The 21,924-nt window shown below is 56.4% G+C and carries 17 protein-coding genes; 7 read left to right on the top strand and 10 right to left on the bottom strand.

Translation table 11 applies throughout. The annotated features are described in order from the left end of the window. Positions 1-94 precede the first annotated feature (94 nt). The 3 genes from NKH36_RS00085 to NKH36_RS00075 all read left to right on the top strand — a co-directional run bounded on the left by NKH36_RS00085 (position 95) and on the right by NKH36_RS00075 (position 4,815). Positions 95-1,675, top strand: a complete 1,581-nt coding sequence (locus NKH36_RS00085) for an anti-phage dCTP deaminase (RefSeq protein ID WP_352959410.1) — start codon at positions 95-97, stop codon at positions 1,673-1,675. A 1,246-nt stretch (positions 1,676-2,921) separates the two neighbouring features. After that, entirely contained in the window at positions 2,922-3,767 is an 846-nt protein-coding gene (locus NKH36_RS00080) for a hypothetical protein (RefSeq protein WP_352959407.1), read from the top strand. A 19-nt stretch (positions 3,768-3,786) separates the two neighbouring features. After that, entirely contained in the window at positions 3,787-4,815 is a 1,029-nt protein-coding gene (locus NKH36_RS00075) for a coiled-coil domain-containing protein (protein WP_352959404.1), read from the top strand. 520 nt (positions 4,816-5,335) lie between these two features. On the opposite strand, the gene NKH36_RS00070 is transcribed toward NKH36_RS00075, so the two are convergent. From NKH36_RS00070 to NKH36_RS00045, 6 genes are all read right to left on the bottom strand, one after another. Further along, positions 5,336-5,851 (bottom strand): GIY-YIG domain-containing protein, encoded by a 516-nt coding sequence (locus tag NKH36_RS00070; RefSeq protein ID WP_352959401.1) that lies wholly within the window; start codon positions 5,849-5,851, stop codon positions 5,336-5,338. Then, on the bottom strand, positions 5,835-6,317 hold the full coding sequence (locus NKH36_RS00065; RefSeq protein ID WP_352959398.1) for a DUF6884 domain-containing protein: 483 nt from the start codon (positions 6,315-6,317) through the stop codon (positions 5,835-5,837). Before NKH36_RS00065 ends, NKH36_RS00070 begins: the two co-directional genes overlap by 17 nt. Continuing rightward, a complete protein-coding gene (locus NKH36_RS00060) occupies positions 6,292-6,555 on the bottom strand; it encodes a hypothetical protein (protein ID WP_352959395.1) in 264 nt (87 codons plus the stop codon). The genes NKH36_RS00065 and NKH36_RS00060 overlap by 26 nt, the downstream gene beginning before the upstream one ends. Before the next feature lie 1,391 nt (positions 6,556-7,946). Further along, complete coding sequence (locus tag NKH36_RS00055; protein ID WP_352959392.1) at positions 7,947-8,642, bottom strand: DUF6946 family protein; 696 nt, start codon at positions 8,640-8,642, stop codon at positions 7,947-7,949. Between the two features lie 48 nt (positions 8,643-8,690). Then, positions 8,691-9,635, bottom strand: coding sequence for a restriction endonuclease (locus NKH36_RS00050; RefSeq protein ID WP_352959389.1), 945 nt, complete (start codon positions 9,633-9,635; stop codon positions 8,691-8,693). Positions 9,636-9,733: 98 nt separating this feature from the next. Continuing rightward, positions 9,734-10,036: a hypothetical protein gene (locus NKH36_RS00045; RefSeq protein ID WP_352959386.1), complete on the bottom strand. Its 303-nt coding sequence runs from the start codon at positions 10,034-10,036 to the stop codon at positions 9,734-9,736. Between the two features lie 738 nt (positions 10,037-10,774). Here NKH36_RS00045 and NKH36_RS00040 point away from each other — a divergent pair. Genes NKH36_RS00040 through NKH36_RS00030 form a run of 3 tightly spaced genes read left to right on the top strand, consistent with a single transcriptional unit; the run spans position 10,775 to position 17,464 of the window. Further along, positions 10,775-13,126 (top strand): type I restriction-modification system subunit M, encoded by a 2,352-nt coding sequence (locus NKH36_RS00040; protein WP_352959383.1) that lies wholly within the window; start codon positions 10,775-10,777, stop codon positions 13,124-13,126. Further along, positions 13,123-14,451: a restriction endonuclease subunit S gene (locus NKH36_RS00035; RefSeq protein ID WP_352959380.1), complete on the top strand. Its 1,329-nt coding sequence runs from the start codon at positions 13,123-13,125 to the stop codon at positions 14,449-14,451. Before NKH36_RS00040 ends, NKH36_RS00035 begins: the two co-directional genes overlap by 4 nt. Further along, positions 14,435-17,464, top strand: coding sequence for a type I restriction endonuclease subunit R (locus NKH36_RS00030; RefSeq protein WP_352959377.1), 3,030 nt, complete (start codon positions 14,435-14,437; stop codon positions 17,462-17,464). The genes NKH36_RS00035 and NKH36_RS00030 overlap by 17 nt, the downstream gene beginning before the upstream one ends. 64 nt (positions 17,465-17,528) lie before the next feature. Here the strand turns inward: NKH36_RS00030 and NKH36_RS00025 are convergent, their stop codons facing one another. The 4 genes from NKH36_RS00025 to NKH36_RS00010 form a co-directional block, all read right to left on the bottom strand. Beyond that, positions 17,529-18,281 carry a hypothetical protein gene (locus tag NKH36_RS00025; RefSeq protein WP_352959374.1) on the bottom strand — a complete coding sequence of 251 codons (753 nt, stop codon included), beginning with the start codon at positions 18,279-18,281 and terminating at the stop codon, positions 17,529-17,531. Between the two features lie 87 nt (positions 18,282-18,368). Next, positions 18,369-19,394, bottom strand: a complete 1,026-nt coding sequence (locus tag NKH36_RS00020) for a site-specific integrase (protein WP_352959371.1) — start codon at positions 19,392-19,394, stop codon at positions 18,369-18,371. After that, positions 19,384-20,466: a hypothetical protein gene (locus NKH36_RS00015; protein ID WP_352959368.1), complete on the bottom strand. Its 1,083-nt coding sequence runs from the start codon at positions 20,464-20,466 to the stop codon at positions 19,384-19,386. Before NKH36_RS00015 ends, NKH36_RS00020 begins: the two co-directional genes overlap by 11 nt. 241 nt (positions 20,467-20,707) lie before the next feature. After that, on the bottom strand, positions 20,708-20,959 hold the full coding sequence (locus NKH36_RS00010; protein ID WP_352959365.1) for a hypothetical protein: 252 nt from the start codon (positions 20,957-20,959) through the stop codon (positions 20,708-20,710). 529 nt (positions 20,960-21,488) lie between these two features. Here NKH36_RS00010 and tnpA point away from each other — a divergent pair. Next, positions 21,489-21,884 carry an IS66-like element accessory protein TnpA gene (gene tnpA, locus NKH36_RS00005; protein WP_352959362.1) on the top strand — a complete coding sequence of 132 codons (396 nt, stop codon included), beginning with the start codon at positions 21,489-21,491 and terminating at the stop codon, positions 21,882-21,884. Positions 21,885-21,924 lie beyond the last annotated feature (40 nt).

Raw genomic sequence — 21,924 nt, 5'->3', positions numbered from 1 at the left:
CAAGGCGGTAATAGCTCCACCTCGCATCTAGTTAACATGGGAGAAATAGTTAGTAATATATCGTTATAAAACCGCTAAAAAGGGGGGATATCGGATGGGACTGGCTGTTAAAGTCATTGGGCAGGACAATCGGAATTTTGAAAAAGTAGCGAACACTATCAGCGACCGGCTCTCGCAGGAGCTGATTATCGCGTTGGTTGGCCCGGTAGCATCGGGCGTTTCGACGACTGCGAGGTTTTTGGCTGACCTGCTGTCCCAAAAATATGGTTATGACGTTTGCCCGATTATCAAACCAAGTACGATTATAAAGGCGGAAGCTCACAGGGTGGAGGGCGTAGCGCTCACAGCTAGGGCACCACTTGGTACCTATATCACCGAAATGCAGGATATCGGCAACAAGCTGCGCGAAAAGTTTGGAAGCGATTATCTGGCAGAGAAGGCGGTCGAGCAAATCGTCAAGTTCAGAAAACAAGAGGGTGGCTACAAAGGAGAAATACCCCTCCCAGGTCGCCGGGCCTACATCATCGATTCAATCAAAAACACAGAAGAATTGGACCTACTGAAGACAATTTACGGAGAGACGCTTTGCCTCTTCGGAGTGTTCGCTCCAGACAATCTGCGACGACAGCGGCTCATTGATGATGGCACCAATGCAAACGAGGCCGATGGTATTATTAACCGAGACCAGAATGAGGTCGCCACTTTCGGGCAGAAGACACGCAAAGTTTTCGTCGGGGCCGATTTTTTCCTCTGCAATGACAGAAAAAAGGAAGAGCTACATTCAAGTGTTGAGCGACTTTTAGACATCATTTTCGGCACAAAGATAAGGACGCCCACGAGGGCAGAATCTGCCATGTATGAGGCCACCTCTGCGGCCTCGAACTCGGCATGTATGTCGCGCCAAGTGGGTGCGGCCATCGTTTCTAAGAGTGGAGAGCTGATCTCGGTAGGCTGGAACGATGTTCCCAAATTTGGAGGCGGTCTGTATGGTGAAGACGATCAATCTGTCTGGAGCGAAGAGAAGCGCCGCATAGAAGATAATGATCATCGCTGCTTCAAATGGGGGCAGCGCATCTGTCATAACGAAACGCGTAGAACCGGGATTATGGACCGCATTCGTGACCGGATTCTTGGCGCTAACTTTGTGAAGAACGGCACGAAAGCGAAAGAAGTGGCTGACGTTCTAGCTGGCACAGAAGTTGACGACCTAATCGAATTTTCGCGCTCGATTCATGCCGAGATGGACGCGATCCTGGCGATTGCGCGCGAGGGGAAGCACTCGCTTGTAGGCTCTACGCTTTATACGAACACCTACCCGTGTCATAATTGCGCTCGCCACATCGTAGCAGCAGGAATTCGCAGCGTTGTGTACATACAGCCCTACCGGAAGAGCCTTGCAACTGTGCTTCACTCGGACGCTGTCACGGAAGATCCCGACGATAGGGCAAAGGTAATTTTCCGGCAGTTCGACGGAGTGGCACCACGCAACTACCTCAGGCTCTTTCAGCCTACAGCGGAAAGAAAGAAGGACGGGCGAGTATTAACGATGGACCATAAGACGGCTGTTCCTGTCTTTCGAATGGCACTTGATTCGCCTGCCGAATACGAGTCTAAAGTGATTGCCGATCTAACCGACAAGGAACAGACGCCGCTAGGAAAGGGGAGCGTGGCCTAATGGCGAAGCAAAAAAAACCCGCGGAACCTAATCAGCTCGCGTTTGATCCTATTTGGAATGCATCCGGCCCAAAATCCCCGTCTACGCCTCAGCTTAGATCCTCTGGGCTCCACACCGGCAAAATAGTGAATTTCGTTGATGCCTCCACGCTGTCAATTCGACGGGAGGCTGTTGAGAGGGTTGCGCGGTCTGGAATTTTTGCGGTTCCCGCCAGTAAACGTTGATCCACGTAGCCGCAGTAGAACCTAATGCTTTGATCGATCCGCTGATGAGCTATGCACCACATTGATCCGGTATCAACCGGGCCGTGAGGACGTGCATGAGGCGCTAAGGGTGACGCGCGGCCTATTCGAACCGGCAAAAGCGAATGGTGGTTAGAAGATTGGTTAGTAGCCTTCTAACCGGAACTGCTAAAAGCCTTGGAAATAAAGAGATTTCGGGGATTGACTGGCGGAGAGGGAGGGAGAATAACCCGAAAACCCTCCCTTGAACGCTTTCAAGGACTTAGGCGGGCCCGCAGATCTAGTACTCAGGAAAATGTACCAGAAGTCTGTACCAGAGCCAGAGGAATGTGCACCGATTGCAATTTAATCGCCTACCAAATTCCCACCAATTTTCGGGCAATAAAGCGGCTTTGTCCTCCGCCATTTTCGAACGGGAGCCGAAATTCAGCCAAACCCTTTGTAGCCCTTTTGACGGCCATACAGCCGCATTCGATTTCCTCGGAGATTTTGTAGGGCGCGGCCCCAAGCGCCTGGCAAGAACGTCAGAACTTCCCCGAAATTAAGTGTTGGCCCTGGCCAATACCGCAAGCGGCGACAAAAGCAGGATCTCGTCCAGCGGACAAGTCACCTTGCGGAGCTGCCTTGGATCCGGCAATCCGCAAAATGCTCCAGAGAACAACGCACTCCAGTGTCGTCTCTTCGGCCGCTGCCGTCAACGAATCTCCGAATCGAAGCAAGCGGCTCCAAATGTCACGCGCCAACTCACCCGATTGCCCTGTCGAACTAGCGCTTGCAATTGCGGGGCGCTTACCGCTAGGCTACCCTGGCGATATGAAGCGAATGACTAGGACAGTGGCGACATTGCTGTCGCGAACCACTGCAGATCTAATCGTATCGCAGGCTACCGGGAGGAATCAGATTACCCCGGCTTGACTCCAACATCAGCAGTTTAAGCTTCCACACACCACGGAGGCGAAAGGTAACTAATGTTGTTGCTAACGAACTGCCGGAAATCAGTAGCGATGCCTTTGGCATTGTCGTTTCTTGCACTGCCTCCTGGCACAGCATTCTCCCAACAGAACGAATTGAGTACTGAACAAACGGTTCAAAAGGCGGTCGAGTTACTTGCCACAGCTCTAAAATGTCCCATTAAAAATGTGGTCGATGGCAACACCACCAGACATTCAGTTTTCTCGTCAATCGGCGACGAGTTTGAGTTGGGGATTAGACTGAAGATTATTGATAAGACTGTGGATCCGGATATTGATGTGAGCCAGCTTCAGGCCTGGGACACAATAGGAGAAGAACAACCCAGCACGTACCAATTTGCCGCCAATTGGGCAGAGTTATCGTCTGTTGAATCTGACGCAACCTCGATCACTTTGAACTGCCGGAATGGTGATAAATGCATCTCGTATTACGAATATCTCGAGTACGGCTATCCCATTGCTCCAGACGGAACCCCGAAATATGGGAATATCAGCGTAAATTTTGACGATAACCGCACGTTAGTAGAAAGCCGAAGCAAGCTGTCTGACATAAAGGGCCTTTGTCCTGATCAGGTTTCAAATGTAGTACTCGCGATCAAGATACTGATGCAGGCTGCATCTACCGGAATTACAACAAGACCTTCAGCCGGCGCATATGAATTTAAGGCTGCTCCGCCTGTCCAGGCTTTGATCATTCGCAAACTACCCGGGAAACAGGAGTCGCCTGCAGGCGCGATTCCTATGACGAGTGGCCCACTTTTTCCAACTGACTGCAAGAAGGTCAGTGGCTATAAGTTTGAGTGGTGTAAAATAAAGTGGGCTGGAGTTGAGGGTTGGGTGTCGAAAACCATGCTGGTGCCTAGAGCAGATGTTCCATAAGGGAGCCTGGGGCAACGATATGAAATCCGGGAGAATCCTTGAAGTCACTTTATCTTTGTTTGCACTTGCGTCAGCAACGACGCTTTCGAGCGCTCAAACTTCTCGCGACCTGTCCAGCATTGCTCGGGCCGATCCTAACTTGGACCGTTGCCCACTCCGCGGCGAGCTCGTTGAATATCGCGAACTAGATGGCATCGAGATTTGCCGGGGACCGCACGACGCTTGTCAACAGGGAGAGCCCTTTTCCAAATCAACTCACGAGGCGTGCGACCAGGCGAGCGAATGCTATGACGATGTATGGGATCAGAACAGAGGTATCCGTGATTATAATAAGTACATCCGTGGCTGTAGGGCAAAATCGGAGCCCAAGCGCCCAAGCATAGCCACGGACAGTACATTGACTTCCCGGCAACCGACTGCAAGCAAATCGCAAGGGTTGGATGATCTGAGTAGCCAGTTAGATTCAGCGCTGAAGTCTGCGGCTAACAGGGCTAGGGGAGCAGCACAAGAAAATGCGGCGTCCTTGGATCAACTCAATAAGGAGTTTGATGCGGCGGTCACTGAAAAATCTTCGGAATATATGCGCCTCGAAGACCAAAGGCGTCAGGTCGAATTGGAGCTGAAACGAAACCAGGAGTATCGTGCCCGGTTAAAAGCGCAAATCCAAAATGAGAAGCGGCGGCAAGTCTATCTGCAGCTACAGCGTCAGAGGCAATTGGCTGATTCCGCATATTACAGAAAGGTGCAGCAGCGCCAACAAGTTATGCAGATGCTGAACATTGCCGCGGGAATGGTCAACACTTTCTATGCACGGCCGGCCTACCAGCCAAGCGCACGCTCCAACGCCTATAGCAATGGGAGTTTCAATCCATACGGAGATCCACGAGGTCAGGAAGGTTGGTACGATCAGTATAATGCTGGTAGAGGTGGAGGTGCCTCGAAACCCAGCTACCAGCCAAGTTATCCCTCTGCACCCTCATATCCGACACCCACATTTAATGGTGGTGGGGTTACTCGAACATGTCCCCCGACATGCGCGATTAAGTGACTGGAGGCTTAAGACAAGGGTTGAGAGATCCAACCCTGCAGGGCCTCACGAAAGCAGTACGCAAACGTCCCGCTATTGAGGACTAGAAATGATGCGCTTCTTGCTTGGATCTATCTTGGCAGTTTTGTTTATAACTTCAATGGAGTCGGCTCAGGCCCAGAGCCCCTGCGACCGTGCTACAAACGCAAAGGAAGTCGCGGAGGCGAGAGCTAGAATAAAGGAGATAAAAGACCTTTTTGAAGCTTTAAAGGGAGTAGGCGTGCAAGTGCCAAACCCACTAAAAGTGGCGTTAGCATCCGCGGAATTGGGAACTAATTTTGCGGAGTCGGCCGGTCAAGTTGAATCTGAATTTTTGAAAGCCACCCAAAGAGCAAAAGAGCTGTGTGGCGACCCGGCTGGCGACGAAGTAGGTGTGTGCTGGGCTAAAATTGATAGCGTTTGGCAAGCGCGCAATGTCGCGGGTCTTCGTAAGATAGTAAGCCGAACAGTAGACAAATGGCGCGGCAGCAGATGTGGCTCTTCATTTGACCCATACGGGTCGCCCCTTGGACAAGAGGGTTGGTATGACGAGTAACCTAAATGAAATTGCACCGAAATTACAGACTTCCCCGGTGGTCGGGGAAAAGACCAATTCGGCGAGCGCCATCCCCAAAGCAAGTGCCGCTTTCGTAAAGTCACCCTTGATCCCCCATGACGCGCACAACGGTCCGCCGCCACTGGCCATCAGCGCCTGACCGACTAACAGCCGAAATATCGATCCTCGATGATTTCCGCCGCCATCGAGCTTGCCGCGATGTTGCGCCAGCCGTTGGCGCAGGGTCGAAGTTGAGCCTGTCGTTAGGGCGTGAGTGCCAACCCGGACTAGACGAGGACCATGGCCGCTGTCACTCCTGGGCTCTGTTTCGTCGAAGAAGAAATAAACACCGCGTCTCGGCATCGAAGGGCCGAGGTTGGCCAACCGCCAGGGACCGTTTTGGAGACGGATCAGACGTTCCATTAAACCGTAGAACTGCAGAACATCAACCAGCCTTGCCATGATCTCCTGCTAGCCAAGCGAGTTGCTCCCCTTGACGGAGATAAGCCATTGGAATGTCCACCTTGATACCAAGGTCGAGCAGTTTCGGGACAAGGAATTCTCGATAACGCTGACCGGCGAGAATGATGACATTCTGAAGGCCCGGCTCCGCTTGCATCAACGCGTTGAACGTCTCTTGCGCCCACATACGACGCTGTTCTGTCGGCAGTGTTTTCAAGGTGCGATGATAGGGATCGATAGTCGTATCGGGTTCGACCAATCCGTATAGCGCAGAGAGCACGTACCATCGCTTGCCCGTCGCCTCAGCGAAGCGCCTTTTGCCTCGGAATTGGGCAGACGTGTACAGCTTTTTTGCCGCCGCCTTGTGAGGCAGTTTCGACTTCACGCATGACACAAGGGTCACGGTGTCCGACGAGACCGATGGCCGAGCTGTTTTGTCGTCAGATGCCGCCAGTTGGAATGTCACCGCAGGAGGCCTCCTCCGCTTGCACGATCCGTGTTCTCGCGAACTGTCGAATAAAATCTGACGGCACGGTCCATTCGCGGTAGCCTTTACCCTCCTCCACCAACTCGTAATCATCCAAGATCGATAGGGGAACGCTGAATTCTACGGCTAGGATCGTGTCTGCGCCAAGAGCGACGCCCTCATTGGCGTCCAGGGGGCGGTCCGACAGAAAGACCCCGCGCATCTCTTTGTCGGTCATGTAGCAACCTTCTCCATCTCGGAACCCATCGCGCAAAATCAAGTCTGCGCGTTCGGAGGTAGTCTTGTGAAAGAGCGTCCAACGCCTTTCGCGTATCATTGTCCCCTGCTCCTCGTCCAGCACCTCCCTCATTTTACTCAGGAAACCGGCATCCCGCCACATACATCCGCACCTTGCCGGGCTGTGAAGGTTGGGACCCAAGGAGGTCATCAAAATTTCCGACCAACATTCATCGGACCACCCCGACCTCCGTTCGGATAGGTGAACAGGAAACTGAGCCGTTCAAACTGAGGTGAGATCAATGGCGAAGTGAAATTAACTTCACCTGAAGCGGGGTTTGTCGAACGCGCTGGGATCTTCGCGCCAAAGAGTTCACCGGAAGCGGTTCGGGCGGCAAGTCCATCTTTTTGTGTGCCTGGCCTGGCCGCTGACAGCTGGATAGTCCGTCGAATCGCTGGAAGCCTGGCACGCCGGGATATCGTCCGTCAAAAGAACCAATCGCCCAAAAATCGCATACAGGCGAGGTGATTTCGCTCTGGGCGGCCTTGGTCAAGGTGGGTTGATGGATTGGATGCTGGTCAAGATCGGCGAGTGGCGTGCCTTTGCCGGCCTTTGGCGTGGGGTTGAATACGACTGAAGGCAGCCCTCCAACTATATACCGAGCCGGTGAGGATCGTTGGCGAAGGGCGGCTTGCCGTAAACTGATCGGAACTGCTGGATAAGTTTTGCTTCAACAGAACGCGGAACTTCGCCAGGCGTTTCCTTCCATGCGATGCGCAGGTTAGCGAGATTGGCAAGCTGCCAAATTAACCGACCACCCCAATGGCCGATAGGCTTCCCAGCACCGAAGCTGCGAACTCTCGCAGTCGGCGGCGCAGCTGATTGGCTTTGCCGATGTAAACCACCTCCGCACCATCGACCCAGTTAGCCATAAGCGCTTCATGCGAAATCGATGGATCCCTGCCTTTGAACCAGCCGCCACAATTCTTCTCTGCAAACGCGACAGGGTTACCACCATCGTAGGTGACTACATACACGCCCCCCAGTGACCGGGCACATGGCCGAGCCCGCATCTGCGAACGGCAGCCAGCCTACAAATCCTGCGCTCTCAGGTGCATGCCGGGTGAAGATCGTGGCTCTCAACCTAACTATGCAGGCGGCATCCTCAAGAGCAATATCAAACGGGGGACGCAGAGAGCGTATCCAATGGTAATCGCAATCTGCACCGACGGCATTGCACGGACGGCTTTGTTTCGGCTCGAAACAGGATCGGCCCGAAATTCTGCACGCACTGCGCCAGGTCCGGGATTGCGCCAAGGACGTACGTAGGGCGGCATTCCCATTGCAAGGTGTAGTGGAGAAGCGATGTCGAAAGGATAGCACTGGCGGGGCTAGAAAGCTGGAAGCGAACCGTTTTGTGGGTGATGGTGGATCTCGCCTGACGCCCAGCCCACATAAAGCCGTGGCGTGCCTTCGGGGTGGAGGCGCACAAGCTGGTCAGGTCCCGCAATCGCGCCGAACAAGGTGACGAAGGCCGCATAATCTTCGAACCACCTTCGTGTCGGCGAGAAGGAGTGGACGATCATTGCCGCCGCGTCAGTCTTGAAGCGTCGCGCCTCGATGACAGCGGAGGCTGTACGGTGAAGCAATTGATAGCGGATGTTGTCGGGCAATGGCTGTGTCAGGCCCAACAAGTCGCACACGAAAGCCAACCTCTCTCGCTTCCCGTCAGAGGCATTCGCCAGCCACATTCCGAGCGGCTGATCGAATGGCTCATCAACTTTCCCCTCTATGGTGAGGGCAACAGTTTGACCCCCAGCTCTGATCAACGCGAACAGGTCATTCTGGCTGTCGCCCCGCCGTGCACCGGGTAGCGGCACCTTATGTTCTGGAAGGGCAACAAGTAGCTCGGGAGCCGACCCGATGGCAGTCAGAAGACGTGCGATTTCAGGTGGAAGTCCACCGGCATTTTCCCAGCATTCAGCCAGGCACATCGCCGAATAACCAGAACGCCAGTGTTTCACCGGGTCCGCAAGCAGTCGTCGCCAGTCGTCCGCCCCTTGGCTTGGAAAATAGATCTTTGTCATGGGTCAGTTGGTACTCCCCCGCTCCCCTCTAAGAGGAGCTATGCCCCGTCATTCTTCCGTGAAGAAATCCTCATCCAGGCGCTTGAACTGGATGGCGCGGCTGATGCGCACGCCAACCCCGTGTTCCATCATGAGATCGGAGAGATGCTGACCGTCGATCAATATCACTCGTTGGGAGAGATGCTTCACGAAGTCTCGTGCTTGCGGGCTGAAGGTGGATGTTGTGACGAAAACACCCTTCGTTGCACCCAGCCCAACAAGGCTGCCCACGAAGGCCTGAACATCTGGACGGCCCACCGTGCTGGTTTCTGCATAACGCTTCGCTTGCACATAGACCCTGTCGAGACCGAGGGGATCTTCGTTCACGACGCCATCGACTCCGCCATCGCCAGATCGACCAAGTTGGGCGGCGGCATTCTTATGGGATCCACCGTAACCCATGGCGACGAGTAGATTGACGATCAACTGCTCAAAGAACGCGGGACTGTTCTGAGCAATGCGTTCCAGCAATTCCGCCCGCAACGCTAACTGGACAGTCTGATGGGCGGCCTCAATTTGCTCCTCCGGCGTCGCTATAGCGGTATCAGAAGCATGGGCTTTGATCTGGCCCGTGGGGGCATCATCAGTGGCTCGGCTGCTGGCCTTGTAGAATTCTTGGAAAGATGGCTGCTTCATCAGCAGGTTGACATCAACGCGACTCGGGTTGGTAGCCAGCAAGGTTCGACCAGCATCCGTCGCGATGAACCGTCCCCGAGCCGGTGACGCAATCAACCCCGCCTTTGACATGTAAAATTTTGCCCAATGGATGCGGTTGTGTAGGAGGCGTTGTCGACCACTTGGGAGAAGCTCCTGGCGAGCCTCCTGCGAAAGGCCAAACTCGTCGGCAATACGGTCTGCGACATCAGCTACCCGCTTCTCACCTTCGGCAGCTAGACGCAGGACTGGCAGCATGAGGGTCTGGTAGTCAGGTATCGGCAATTTGGGGCCTTTCATTTGCTTGGCGGCTACTTAAACTTGCGCTGGTGAGGCGGATGCAGCCCCGCAATCGATGAGGTTGGACAATCTGGATTGCAGATCGAAAATGCATCTAACTACCTCCGCAACACTGTGCGCTGCGGCGTCGCCGCGTAATCGTTCGCATGGGCCAAGTCGTTACGAAGCTGCTGTATGGCTTTGAATTTCTTATCAAGTGAGCCTTTGCTGCTTCCCGATATGATCTTCTTCCGAATAATATCGGCCTTGTCGCAGAACTGAGTGAACAAAATATCATCGACATAACCTTCAGCTTGCCTTGATAGCCCGATCTCATAGGATATTTTGGTCTGACGCTCCCGGCTTAAGGCAGATAGCCATTCCTTGGTATCGTGGAAGTGCCGGCGAATAAGTTCCGACATCGTGAGTTCCATTCCGGTCACAAGGCCGAATAATGCAGCCCGAACTGGCAGTTTCTGCATATCTGAAAGACTGACCAGTCCGTCAATCCTGGAACCGGAGACAACCAATTGGCATGGCTGTTCGTCTGCGCGTCCCCGCGTTCGCGCCAATTAAGGATGCCTCGGAAAGGGGTTCAAAATAGCTACCGACTTGTTCATTTGGGGCTCGTTTCGAAAACCATCGCTCCGCATGAAAAAGGCCGATTAGTCTGCCATTGTCGTCTACTGGAATGTAGCTGAACCGGTCAGTTCTCCCCTATTTAACACGCAAAAACGGAACGCCTTCACTTCCTGCTGGTGCTGCGCTTGTCACAACCCAGCACGCAAGCTGTGGCCCGGATTCGAATGGGATCAAAGGACAAATCTCGACATCTATTTTTCCGTCATCTTCAAGGAAGGCTGCTTGGCTCGCCGTCAGGTCCAAGACGAAGGGCCAAGCGGTTTCTTCTTGGATCCGCTTGACACGGCGTACCCACCATTGGGAGAGAATGCCAGCCTTGCCGATTTATAAGGCTGCGTGCGGTTTCGTTTGGATGCAAACCGCGCGGACTAGCAGATGCTCGGGACAATTAAGGGAAGCGACGAAATGCCGACAGGTGACATCATTCAGCAAGCTGTGATCAGGGCAATCGACGATTTCGAAGACCGCCGGGACGCTCGGGGCGCACACTTAGTTTCTTCCGGCGGGCTGGTAAGGGCATGAATATCAATGGGTTCATCTGGGGCATCGCTGATGATGTGCTCCACCACGTTTACGACCGGACCAAGTATCGCGATATCATTTTGCCTATGACAGTCATCCGTCGGCTGGACGCGGTCTTGGAGCCGACGCGCGCGAATGTTCTCGCGCGCAAGGCCGAATTGGATGCGGCGGGCGTGCCCGAAGCGGCACAGGGGCCTGCGCTTGATCGGGCCGCAGGCCAAGCTTTCCATAACCGCTCGCCATTCTCCCTTAGACAGCTTCTTGCGAGGCCTAATCCTGCTACCCAGAAGGCCGATTTCGAGGAATATCTGGACGGCTTTTCAGAAAACGTGCGCGAGGTCATCGCGCGATTCAAGTTCCGTGAAGAACTTGGTCGTCTTGCCGAACACAATCGTCTGCACGCGCTCATTGAAAAGTTCTGCGATGAACGGTTCAACCTAGCACCGACCCCCGTGCGGGACGATCAGGGACGGGTTCGGCTTCCCGCGCTCGACAATCATACGATGGGCACCATCTTCGAGGAACTGCTGCGGAAGTTCAACGAAGACTACAACCAAGGTGCTGGCGAGCAATTCACACCTCGCGACATCGTAGAACTCATGGCGGAGCTGGTCTTCCGTCCCATCAAGGACCGCATCGGCGACGGCACGTATCTTCTATACGACGATGCTTGCGGAACCGGCGGCATGTTGACCGTCGGCGAAGCCAAGCTGCGAGATCTTGCCCGCAAGGAAGGCAAAAAGACTGAAATCCACCTGTATGGACAGGAACTCAACCCCGAGACCTACGCGATCTGCAAGGCAGATTTGCTCTTGAAGGGCGAGGGAGACGAGGCCCGGAATATTGCTTTCGGCTCGACCTTGTCGGCGGATGCTCACGGAAGAAACGGCCTGAAGTTCGATTTCATGATGGCCAATCCGCCCTTTGGGACAACGTGGAAGATCGATCTGGCCGAGATGGGCGGCAAAGCGGCAGCGAACGATCCGCGCTTCGTGGTCGATCACGATGGCGTCGCGGGCGATGACAAGCGGCTCCGCCTTTTTCCGCGCGTGTCCGATGGACAGCTCCTCTTCCTGGTCAACAAGCTGTCGAAGATGAAGGATACGCCCTTAGGCTCGCGTATCGCGGACGTTCACAATGGCTCGGCGTTGTTCACAGGCGAAGCCGGCTCCGGCGAGAGCAATGTCCGGCGCTGGATCATTGAAAACGACTGGCTGGAAGCGATCATCGCGCTGCCGCTCAACATTTTCTACAATACCGGCATAGCCACGTATGTATGGGTTTTGAGCAACCGGAAGGCGGAAGCGCGCAAGGGCAAGGTCCAGCTGATCAATGCGACCAAGCTCTTCAAGCCACTGTCGCGGAACCTAGGCAAGCGTAATTGCGAGATGGCCCCCGCGCACATCAAGACGGTATTGAGCGCCTATGCTGCAATGAAGCCGAGCGACATCTCCGTCGTGTTGCCAAACGACTCCTTTGGCTACTGGAAGATTTTGGTGGAGCGTCCGTTGCGGCTGGCGTCGCGCTTCACCCGCGAAGGGATCGAGGCGCTTCGGTTCCAGAGCGGGCACCGTCCCTTGCGCGAAGCGCTGCTCGCCGAGTTCGGCGACGTTCTGTTCGACGATTTCGCGTCGGTGGCCGAGCGTTTGAGATTGCATCTCGATCCCCCCGAGCCCGATACCGACGAAGCTGAAGAAGATCAGGATGAGTCCGCCGAGGCTGTCGAGGCGACGCCGCGCATTCCGAAGAAGACGGTGAAGAAGTTGCTCGATCCGTCGACCTGGGCGCGGGACCGGCGGCTGCACCAAGCGGCCGAGGCTTTGATGAAGGCGGTCGGCGAGGACGAATACGATGACTATGGCGTGTTCGAGGCCAAGGTGCTCGAGGCAGCCAAAGCGCGCACGCCTGCACTTAAGGCTGCGGAGGCGCGGCTGATCGCACGGGCGATGAGTTGGCGTTCCCACGTTGCCAAGCCGATCGTCAAGGCAGCGCACAAGCCGTCCGCAAAGTCTGCCGATCCACTCGGTGGCCTGTTTGCTGTCACGCAGAAAGGCAAGGCGGCGGTCGTTGCCTATGAGCCTGACAAAATGCTGTCGGATACCGAGATAGTCGCCTTCGACGAGCCCGGTGGCATCGAGACGTTCTTCGAGCGCGAGGTCGCATCACACGCGAAGGATGCCTGGATCGACCGGGGCGCGACGAAAATCGGCTACGAGATATCCTTCGCCCGCCACTTCTACAAACCGAAGCCGCCCCGACCGCTGGCGGAGATCAAGACAGAGATCGACGCGCTGGAACGTCAGACCCAGCAACTGCTCGATGCCGTGCTGGTCGAGGCCGGCGCGTGAGCACCAGGTTGAGACCTTATCCCGAATACCGGGACAGCGGCATCGATTGGCTCGGTCGCGTCCCTGCGCATTGGGATGTCGTCCGGAACGGCCGGCTGTTCGCCGAGCGGAACGAAACGGGTTTCCCCGACCTACCTATCCTTGAGGTTTCGCTGCGCACGGGCGTGCGAGTCCGGGATATGGAGGGGGGTCGCAAGCAACAAATGGCAGATCGGGCGAAGTACAAGCGCGCGGTCCACGGCGACATTGCCTATAACATCATGCGCATGTGGCAGGGCGCGGTGGGCGTTGCGCCCTGCGACGGGCTTATCAGCCCTGCTTATGTGGTCGCCCGCCCGCAGGACGGCGTCGATCCAAGATTCTACGCCTATCTGTTTCGAACTACCGCCTATATGCGCGAAGTAGATTTCGCTTCGCGGGGCATCGTGCCGGATCGCAACCGTCTCTACTGGCAATACTTCAAGCCACTGCTTTCTCCGACGCCGCCGCCTGACGAGCAGCGCCGGATCGCCCATTTCCTCGACGCCTACACGACCCAGGTGCAACGCCTTGTCGCCGCCAAACGCCGAACCGTGGCTATCCTCGATGAGCAGCGCGCGCAAATCATCGAAGCTGTCCTGACCAAGCATGATATCAGCACCGGAATCGAAATGATGCTCAAACGGGCGTTGCACGGTATCGTCGGAGGTTCGACACCATCGCCCAATACTGATTTTTGGGGTGGTGACATTATCTGGGTTACTCCACCTGACATTAGTGCGTCTAACCGCCTTTCTGACTCACGCCGTAAGTTGACAGAGGCGGGGCTGCGCAATTGTGCAGCTTCGATCGTCCCGCCAGGCTCAGTCATACTCACAACACGCGCACCAGTCGGCAACATCGCAATCGCCGACGTTGCCCTTGCCACCAACCAAGGATGCAAGGCGCTAGTGCCGGATCGTTCCAAGATTTCGACAGAGTTTTTAGCTCTCGCCATTAGTCGTCTTGTTCCAGAAATGAGGGTTCTGGCGACTGGCACCACTTTTCAGGAGATATCTGGATCTCGATTAGGGGCTATGAAAGTTCGGGTACCCGCCCCCAATATCCAGAAGTCGATACTGGATGCAGTTCGTGAGGAAACGAAACCTCTCGACGTTGCTAAGGAACGCATCGGTACCGAGATCAATCTGATATTAGAGTATCGCGATTCCCTAATCGCTGCGGTCGTAATGGGGCAACTCGATGTACGGGAGGCGAGGCTACCCGCGGGCGAGGTGGTGAACGTCCCTCCCGACGAGCCGTTGGGCGACGAGGAAATGGAGGACGAGCTTGAGCCGATCGACTGACATCAGCGAAGGGGGGCTGGAATCCTTGATCGTCGGCGCGTTGACTGGCGCGTCATCAACAGACGATTCCCCCGTGGCCGCCGTCGCAGAAGGGAGTAGTCCATACATCGGCCCCAACGATTATGTCGAGGGACACCGCAACGATTTCGATCGGGTCCACGCGCTCGACATCGCCCAACTCGCAGCCTTCATCCACGCCACCCAGCCGGATCTTGTCGGTCCGCTGTCGATTGACGCGGACACGCCCGTGCGGCGCTCATTCCTAGCGCGCGTGCGCGGCGAGATAACCGCGCGCGGCGTTATCGACGTGCTGCGTGCCGGCGTCCGCCACGGTCCCTACGAAGTGCGGCTTTACTATTCGTTGCCATCGCCGGGAAACGTCACGGCGGCAATGCGCTTCGCCGACAATCGTTTCTCGGTCACCCGCCAGCTCGGCTACTCGCTCGATACAGCGCGGCGCGCTCTTGACCTCGGCCTGTTCGTCAACGGCGTGCCGTTAGCCACGTTCGAGCTGAAGAACAGCCTGACCGGCCAGACAGCCGCTCATGCGGAGGCGCAATACAAAACTGACCGCGACCCAAGGGAGTTGATTTTTCGCCCCGGCCGCTGTGCCGTCCACTTCGCAGTAGACGATCGCGAAGTGCGGATGTGCAGTCAGCTCGCCGGGCAGAAGAGCTGGTTCCTGCCGTTCAATCGCGGCTGGAAAGATGGCGCGGGCAACCCGCCCAATCCGGACGGTATCAAGACCGATTATCTGTGGCGCGAAGTGCTTGCCAAGCGCAGCCTCGCCGACATAATCGAGAACTTCGCCGGCATTGTCGAGGAGCGAGACGCGCGTGGCAGGATCACCGAGCGCAAGCCGATTTTCCCCCGCTACCATCAGCTCGACGTAGTGCGGGCGCTGTGCGCTGACGCGACCGATCGTGGGGCGGGAAAGCGCTACCTCATTCAGCACTCGGCAGGTTCAGGCAAATCAAACTCGATTGCCTGGACGGTGCACAAACTCGTGGGGCTGGAACGCGAAGACACCCCTGTGTTTGACACCGTAATTGTGGTGACCGATCGCCAAGTGCTGGATAAAAACCTGAAGGATACCATCGGCGGCTTCGCGCAAACGGCGCGTCTAATGGGTCACGCCGAACGATCCGGCGATCTGCGCGACTTTATCGAGAGCGGGAAGAAGATCGTCGTCACGACAGTCCAGAAATTTCCGTTCATTCTTGACGACATCGGCAGTACGCACCGCGGCCGGCGCTTCGCCATCGTAATCGACGAAGCGCATTCCAGCCAGGGCGGTCGCGCGGCCGGCGCGCTCAACAACGCGTTAGGCACGAACGCCGAAGACGACGAGATGACGACCGAAGACCGAATCCTCTCGATCATCGAAGGTCGGCGGATGCTGGACAACGCCAGCTACTTGGCCTTCACCGCGACGCCGAAGAACAAAACCCTCGAATTGTTCGGCGAGCGCTATGAAGGAGAAGGAGTAGTCAAGCACCGCCCCTTCCATCTCTACTCGATGAAGCAGGCGATCGAGGAAGGATTCATTCTCGACGTGCTCGCCCATTACACGCCGGTCTCGAGCTATTATCGGCTGGCAAAGACGGCGGCGGACGACCCGGAAGTCGACGTCTCGCGCACCTTGAAGTCGCTGCGGCACTACGTCGAAGGGCACGACCACGCCATCGCCACCAAGGCTGGGATCGTCGTCGATCACTTTCTCGACCAGGTAATCGCCCGGCGGAAGGTCGGCGGCGAGGCGCGCGCCATTATGGCGGCGGACGGCATTGAGCGCGCGATAGATTATTGGCGGGCGATCAACGCGGCTCTCGTCAAGAGGGGTTCGCCATACAAAGCCATCATCGCGTTTTCGGGCACGGTCGACGATGCGGGGGATCAACGTTCGGAGGCATCGTTCAACGGATTTCCAAGCAGTGAGTTGGAGGAAAAGTTCGACGCTGATCCCTATCGGTTCCTCGTGGTCGCCGACAAATATTTGACCGGCTTCGATCAACCGAAACTGTTTGCCATGTACATCGACAAGACACTCGCGGGAGTGAAGGCGGTGCAGGCGTTGTCCCGTCTCAATCGAGCCCGGCCGGGAAAGACCGAACCGTTCGTGCTGGATTTCCGCAATGGACCGGCCGTTATCGAGGCTGCTTTCTCGGATTTCTATAGGACTACGATTCTGTCCGGAGAGACCGACCCCAATAAGCTCCACGATCTCAAGCGGGGGCTCGACGGCGCCGCCATCTACACAGATGAGGATGTCGGAAACATCGTATCGCTATTCCTGGAGGCGGCAGCGCGCGACCGGCTCGACCCGACTCTGGATGCCTGCTCGGCGCAATATGAGCAGCTAGCGGAAGACGATCAGATCGCCTTCAAGGGCGCGGCCAAGGCGTTCGTTCGGACCTACGCGTTTCTCGGCGCGATCTTGAGATACGCTGTCCCCGAATGGGAGAAATTATCGACGTTTCTCACCCTACTCATCCCGAAGCTGCCCAGTCCCGCAGGCGACGAAACACCTGTCGATGTACTCGAAGCCATCGACATGGACAGCTATCGTATTGAGGTCGAGGCAGCGATGGAGATCGCGTTGACCGATGCCGATGCTGAGATTGATCCAGTCCCCATGGGTGCTGCGGGTGGTCACTCCGAGCCGGAAATAGACCAGCTCAGCAGCGTGATCCGTGACTTCAATGAGCGTTTTGGAGCGACGGAGTTTCGCGATCAGGATCGCGTCACGCGCTTCCTTTTCGAGGAACTGCCACAAAAGATCGGCGCAAATGACCGGGTGCAGAACGCGTTGCGAAACAACGATCCACAAAACGCCCGGATCGAACACGATCGGGCGGTCGACGACGAACTGCTCGGCAGCTTGGCCGATCACACCGATCTATACGCGCTCTACAACACCGACAAGGCGTTCAAGGCATGGCTACAGGATCGGCTTTTTACGGCGGCAAAGCGATTCCAGGAACCGGTGTCGCGAGATGATGCATCCGCCTGAGAACTCTGTCATGAGCGGCTCAGGCAGTACCAGCCGCACCGTTTGGCTGAGGCGGATCTTTTTTCTATAGTGCTCTGGCCGTCGCCTTCCGGTTCCGCATGTTCGTGAAGAACCTCGTCGCACCAGAAGTTTGGTAACTCTCGGCATGCAGGTTCCATTCCTCAAAAAGGTGGGCCGGAGCTATCATGAATGCGCCAGCGGTCTTGCCTCTCAACCAGCATTCAGCAGGAGGCATGCTGGGGTTCGGCCTCCGATCTACCTTGAGGATGAACACAAACCCACCCACGGAAAAGCGGACTAGGTTGACACCCTCCTTCCGGTCAAGAAGCGGCATGCGATAGAAATAGGCTTCGCTGTCACCGGCTTGGAGCTGAAACGCCGAGACATCAACTGCCTGTGGAACATCAGTGCGTTCAAACGCCACATCCGCTAGAACGCTTTCATATGGACCAACGCTGATGCGGCCAAACTCCGGCTTCGTCACCGCGTATTTCCAAGCTATTCCGGCAGCAAAGCGGACAAGCCCATCGCCGTCCAATGGATCGACAGCTAAAAGCCGGCCCGGAGGGGTGTGTTGCGCACGAGCTTTCGTGAGGAGGCTGAAGGCATACCCCTCGTGCTTGCCGAGAATACCGTCGCACTTGCCACAAAGGATATTTCGATCGTAGCGCCCCGTGTTTGTTGTCTTAAAGCCGCTGCCACGTGGGGACGTAAGCACATGCTTCTCGCCAGGAGACGCTTGGATTTCGACAGCAAAGGCTCTCGGGATCAGGTGGGCGTCGATAGTCCTTTCTTCGCCGCAGATAAGGCACGCCATACAGGAATTCCTTTGACCAATGCCGCAAGCTTCACGGGCACGAATACAGGGTTTCGGCCTCCTAACCGGAGAGGCGCGTTCAAGCAACTACAAGACTGTGCCTGCCGCATTGTTCGTGAACATGTCGCCGTCGCGAATGTAGCGAGCCAGCATGGCGTCGGAGGCATGGCCGGTCTGCGCCCTGATCTTCCATACCGATGCGCCTGCCATTGCTGCACTGGTAGCAAATCCGGCACGAAGGCTGTGGCCCGAATAGCCGGATGGATCGATCCCGGTCTCCGCCAGCCGCTCCTTCAACACAAGCGAGACAGCTTCACCAGACAGGCGCTGGCCACTGATATTGCCGTGCCGGTCAACGCCCAGAAACAGCGGCCCCCCCTCAATACCGGATCGGGACAGCCACAGATCAAGCGCATTGATTGGGCACCATCGAGTTCGACCGAATGGGATTGCGATCTTTCGTCCACTGCCCTCCTGGTCGGTTTTCGACCCTCGTAGATGGACGATGATGCCCTGCCTTACATAGTCGATGTCCTCCACATCAAAGCCAACGAGTTCGGAGCGCCGGAAACCTCCCGCGAAGCCGACCAGGAGCAAAGCGCGATCTCGGATGCTCTTGATGTCATCGGCCATCTTCTCAAGGATCAGAAAGAGATCATCACGCAGCAGAGGTTTGGCTTCGGCTTGGGCGGTCCCGAGACTGCGTTTGATCCCCCTGATTGTCGCTTTGACGAGTTCGGACGATGTTGGGCTGACGAGACCCTTCGCAGTGTGAGCTTTGGAGAGGGTTGCCAGACGCCGACAAAGTGTGGCCACGGCCAGGGTTTCGGCGTGTTCTGCCAGGTAGCTGGCAATTGCAGCATCAGTTGACGGAATGCTCCCGCCCCAGGCTTCAAAATGTGCGAGATCAGCGGCATAAGCGCGTTTGGAATTGGTCGCCAATCCCTGCTCGACGTATGCGGCAACTTTTTCCGACAGCGCGGCAGTGAAGTTAATTTCAATTCCGGTCGCGCACTTTTCCTCCACCAGTTGTTGGCTGTCCGTAAGATCAAGTTCGCAAGTTTTAGATCGCGATAAGAGGGGATTATCACGAATTAGACGGTCATAGGACATGTTGGCGCTCCTCGTTCAGGAGCCAGATATCTGCACGAAGCAATGAGATGATTTCGGTGGCGTTTAGACAAGACGGTCCCTGACATTCAATTTGCCAGGTTCTTCGCAGTTCGTCCGCCACGGACCACCGATAGTGGGCGCGTAGAAGTTGACCCTCGACAGCAAACAGGATGTCGCCGAGGAAGTTGACCTGCTGGGACGGGGGGATGCAACAACGGATCCAGCGAGCGGTCGCGCAATCGCGGCGGAGCAATCTTTGCAAAGCATGTCGTCCCTCCCTCGAATATCGGTCCAGCGACCAACTAGGCACGACCCCACACATGGTTTCGGGCGGAAAGTCGTCGTCCTCGACTGCTGTTGGCTGGACCGGCTTCAGCGTCGAAATCAGGACAACTAGCGGACAGAGGACCTGGCTAGTCCGGCGGAACCCTTCCCTCGCAACTTCGACCAAGGTGTGGGGATGACCGGCTTCGCACATCGCGTCGAAGACCGTCTGTGGATCTCCCCTTCTTGTCCGCAGATGCGGGGACGGGCAACGGTCGGTCCCCACAGCGTACCAAAAGGCCAACGCTCGCTTCGGCAGGGGGGTATTGCTGTCTGCTATCCGCAGCAGTTCCGGGATCGTTGCATAGGTCAATTCTAGCCTGCTTTTCTCCAAGGCGGGATGCCGCTCGGCAAACATGAGGAGGTCATCTGCCGCGCGACACTTCGGTGCGTTCACCAGCCGCTCGACAATGAAACTGGCAACTCTCCACTCGCCGCCGATACGTGACCGGAACGTCTTCCCGGCAAGGGATGCGATTACCAGGCTCACAGTGGCGAGATCGGCCACACCAACATCTTCGAATGCAATGACGCCGCAACGCCGCCAGAACCCTTCGTGCGACTGCTGAACCAGTGTGGCGGCAGCCTGCAAAGCGAATTGCCGATGCCCCCGCCGGATCGCCTTCTGCAGCAAGGCCATGGCTAACCAAGGGGAGATGTCGAGGGCATTGGGGATGGGTGGCGTATGATGTTGGATTTTCAGTGCCAGTTCGTCCCGCAAACTGGCTAGGATATCGGGACCGTTCATTTGCCTTCCTCCTTGAAGGGTTCAAGGGGAGGCAGGAGACAACTGACCCACTATTAGAATAGCACTTGGTCGATAACAGAGAAGAAGAATTGCGATGACACTGCCCTAAAGATTCGGAGAAACCGAGGGGGTTGTGCTCGATTGGCTCCAGTCCGAGGAGGGCATCTGCATTCGACCCAAGCGCGACGCACAGTCGGATGGCCACTTCGTGTCGCTTTTTGCTGGGCGGTTGAAGCAGTTGTTACCGGTAAGTCGCGCCTTTCGATGCCGGAATCATGGATAGTGCCGATTCGAAGGCCTCACGAAAGTCCTCATGCTCCATGATGAGAGTCATGAACGCGGGTTGAAGCGGCACCAGCCTCCGGAGAACTAATTCGAGTGCCATTTGCGGCGCTGCCTCTTCGGGCAAATCGGCACGCATCCTGTCCAACTCGCTTGAGATGCGGCGAGCCGTTCTTGCAATGATCCGGTTTATCTTCTTCTCATCGAACATGACTGACGGCTCCTGGCGCAAGGTTTCACTGTCTGCAAATTTTTTCGGCGACCTGCTTCGATGGAGGTCGAGTTGGTCCGGCTATGTCATGCAAATCCCCAGATTCGAAGGCGAACAAACCCGGTCTGACGTGTTCTGCCCTAAGCGCCTGATGGTACAGAGGTATCTTGGTTATTTTGGCCTGCCCCAACCCCCTTCCGCATTGCCTGGGCGTCGTGTCGCGGATCGTGTCCCCGGAGGTTCAGTGTCCCTGGGCATGTTCCCGCCAGCAAACGTGCCCACTGGTTACGCAAAGTGCGTAAGCGACGGCGCACAGCGCGACATTCGTCTATAGCGACCATATGGCTGTCGGGTCCTACTATTTCTGCGGATGCTGCTTGAGGTGGGCCTGGCACCTTTTCCACCGGTCCTCATCAGGAAGCAGGCCAAAAACCGCAATCTACGTTCCACCGTATCCCCACGGTGACGGCCGCCTTGCTGAGGTAGGCTGAAGGCTGCAAGTCCTAGTGCAAGCACTAGGAGTAGCCCTATGACGAAGCATCAGATCGAGGTGATCACATCGGTCGAGCGGCGTCGGCGATGGTCTCGCGAGGAGAAGGAGCGGCTGGTCGCGGCGACGTTTGAGCCTGGAGCCAGTGTTTCGGAGATTGCACGGTCGGCCGGCATCCATGTGAGCCAGCTTTTCCGGTGGCGCAAGGAGCTCTGCCAGATCTCCGCGCCGTCCGTGCCGCAGCTCGTTCCCGTGGAAGTCGTCGAGGCGCTGCCAGCGCCGCAACCGCCGGCGACGCCACCGCCGATCACCCGGCCGCGCAAGAAGAGCAGCATGGTGACGATCGAGCTTGGCGGCGCCCGCCGCCTGCGGGTCGAGAGTGATATCGACAGCGAGGCGCTCGGCCGGATCCTCGATGTTCTGGAGCGGCGATGATCCCGGTCCCGAGCGGTGTGAAGGTGTGGCTCGCCACTGG

The sequence above is a fragment of the Mesorhizobium sp. M1312 genome (genome assembly GCF_040318115.1).
Taxonomy (GTDB): Bacteria; Pseudomonadota; Alphaproteobacteria; order Rhizobiales; family Rhizobiaceae; genus Mesorhizobium.
Note: the sequence above shows the minus strand (reverse complement) of the source record. Positions and strands in the feature narration are given on the sequence as shown.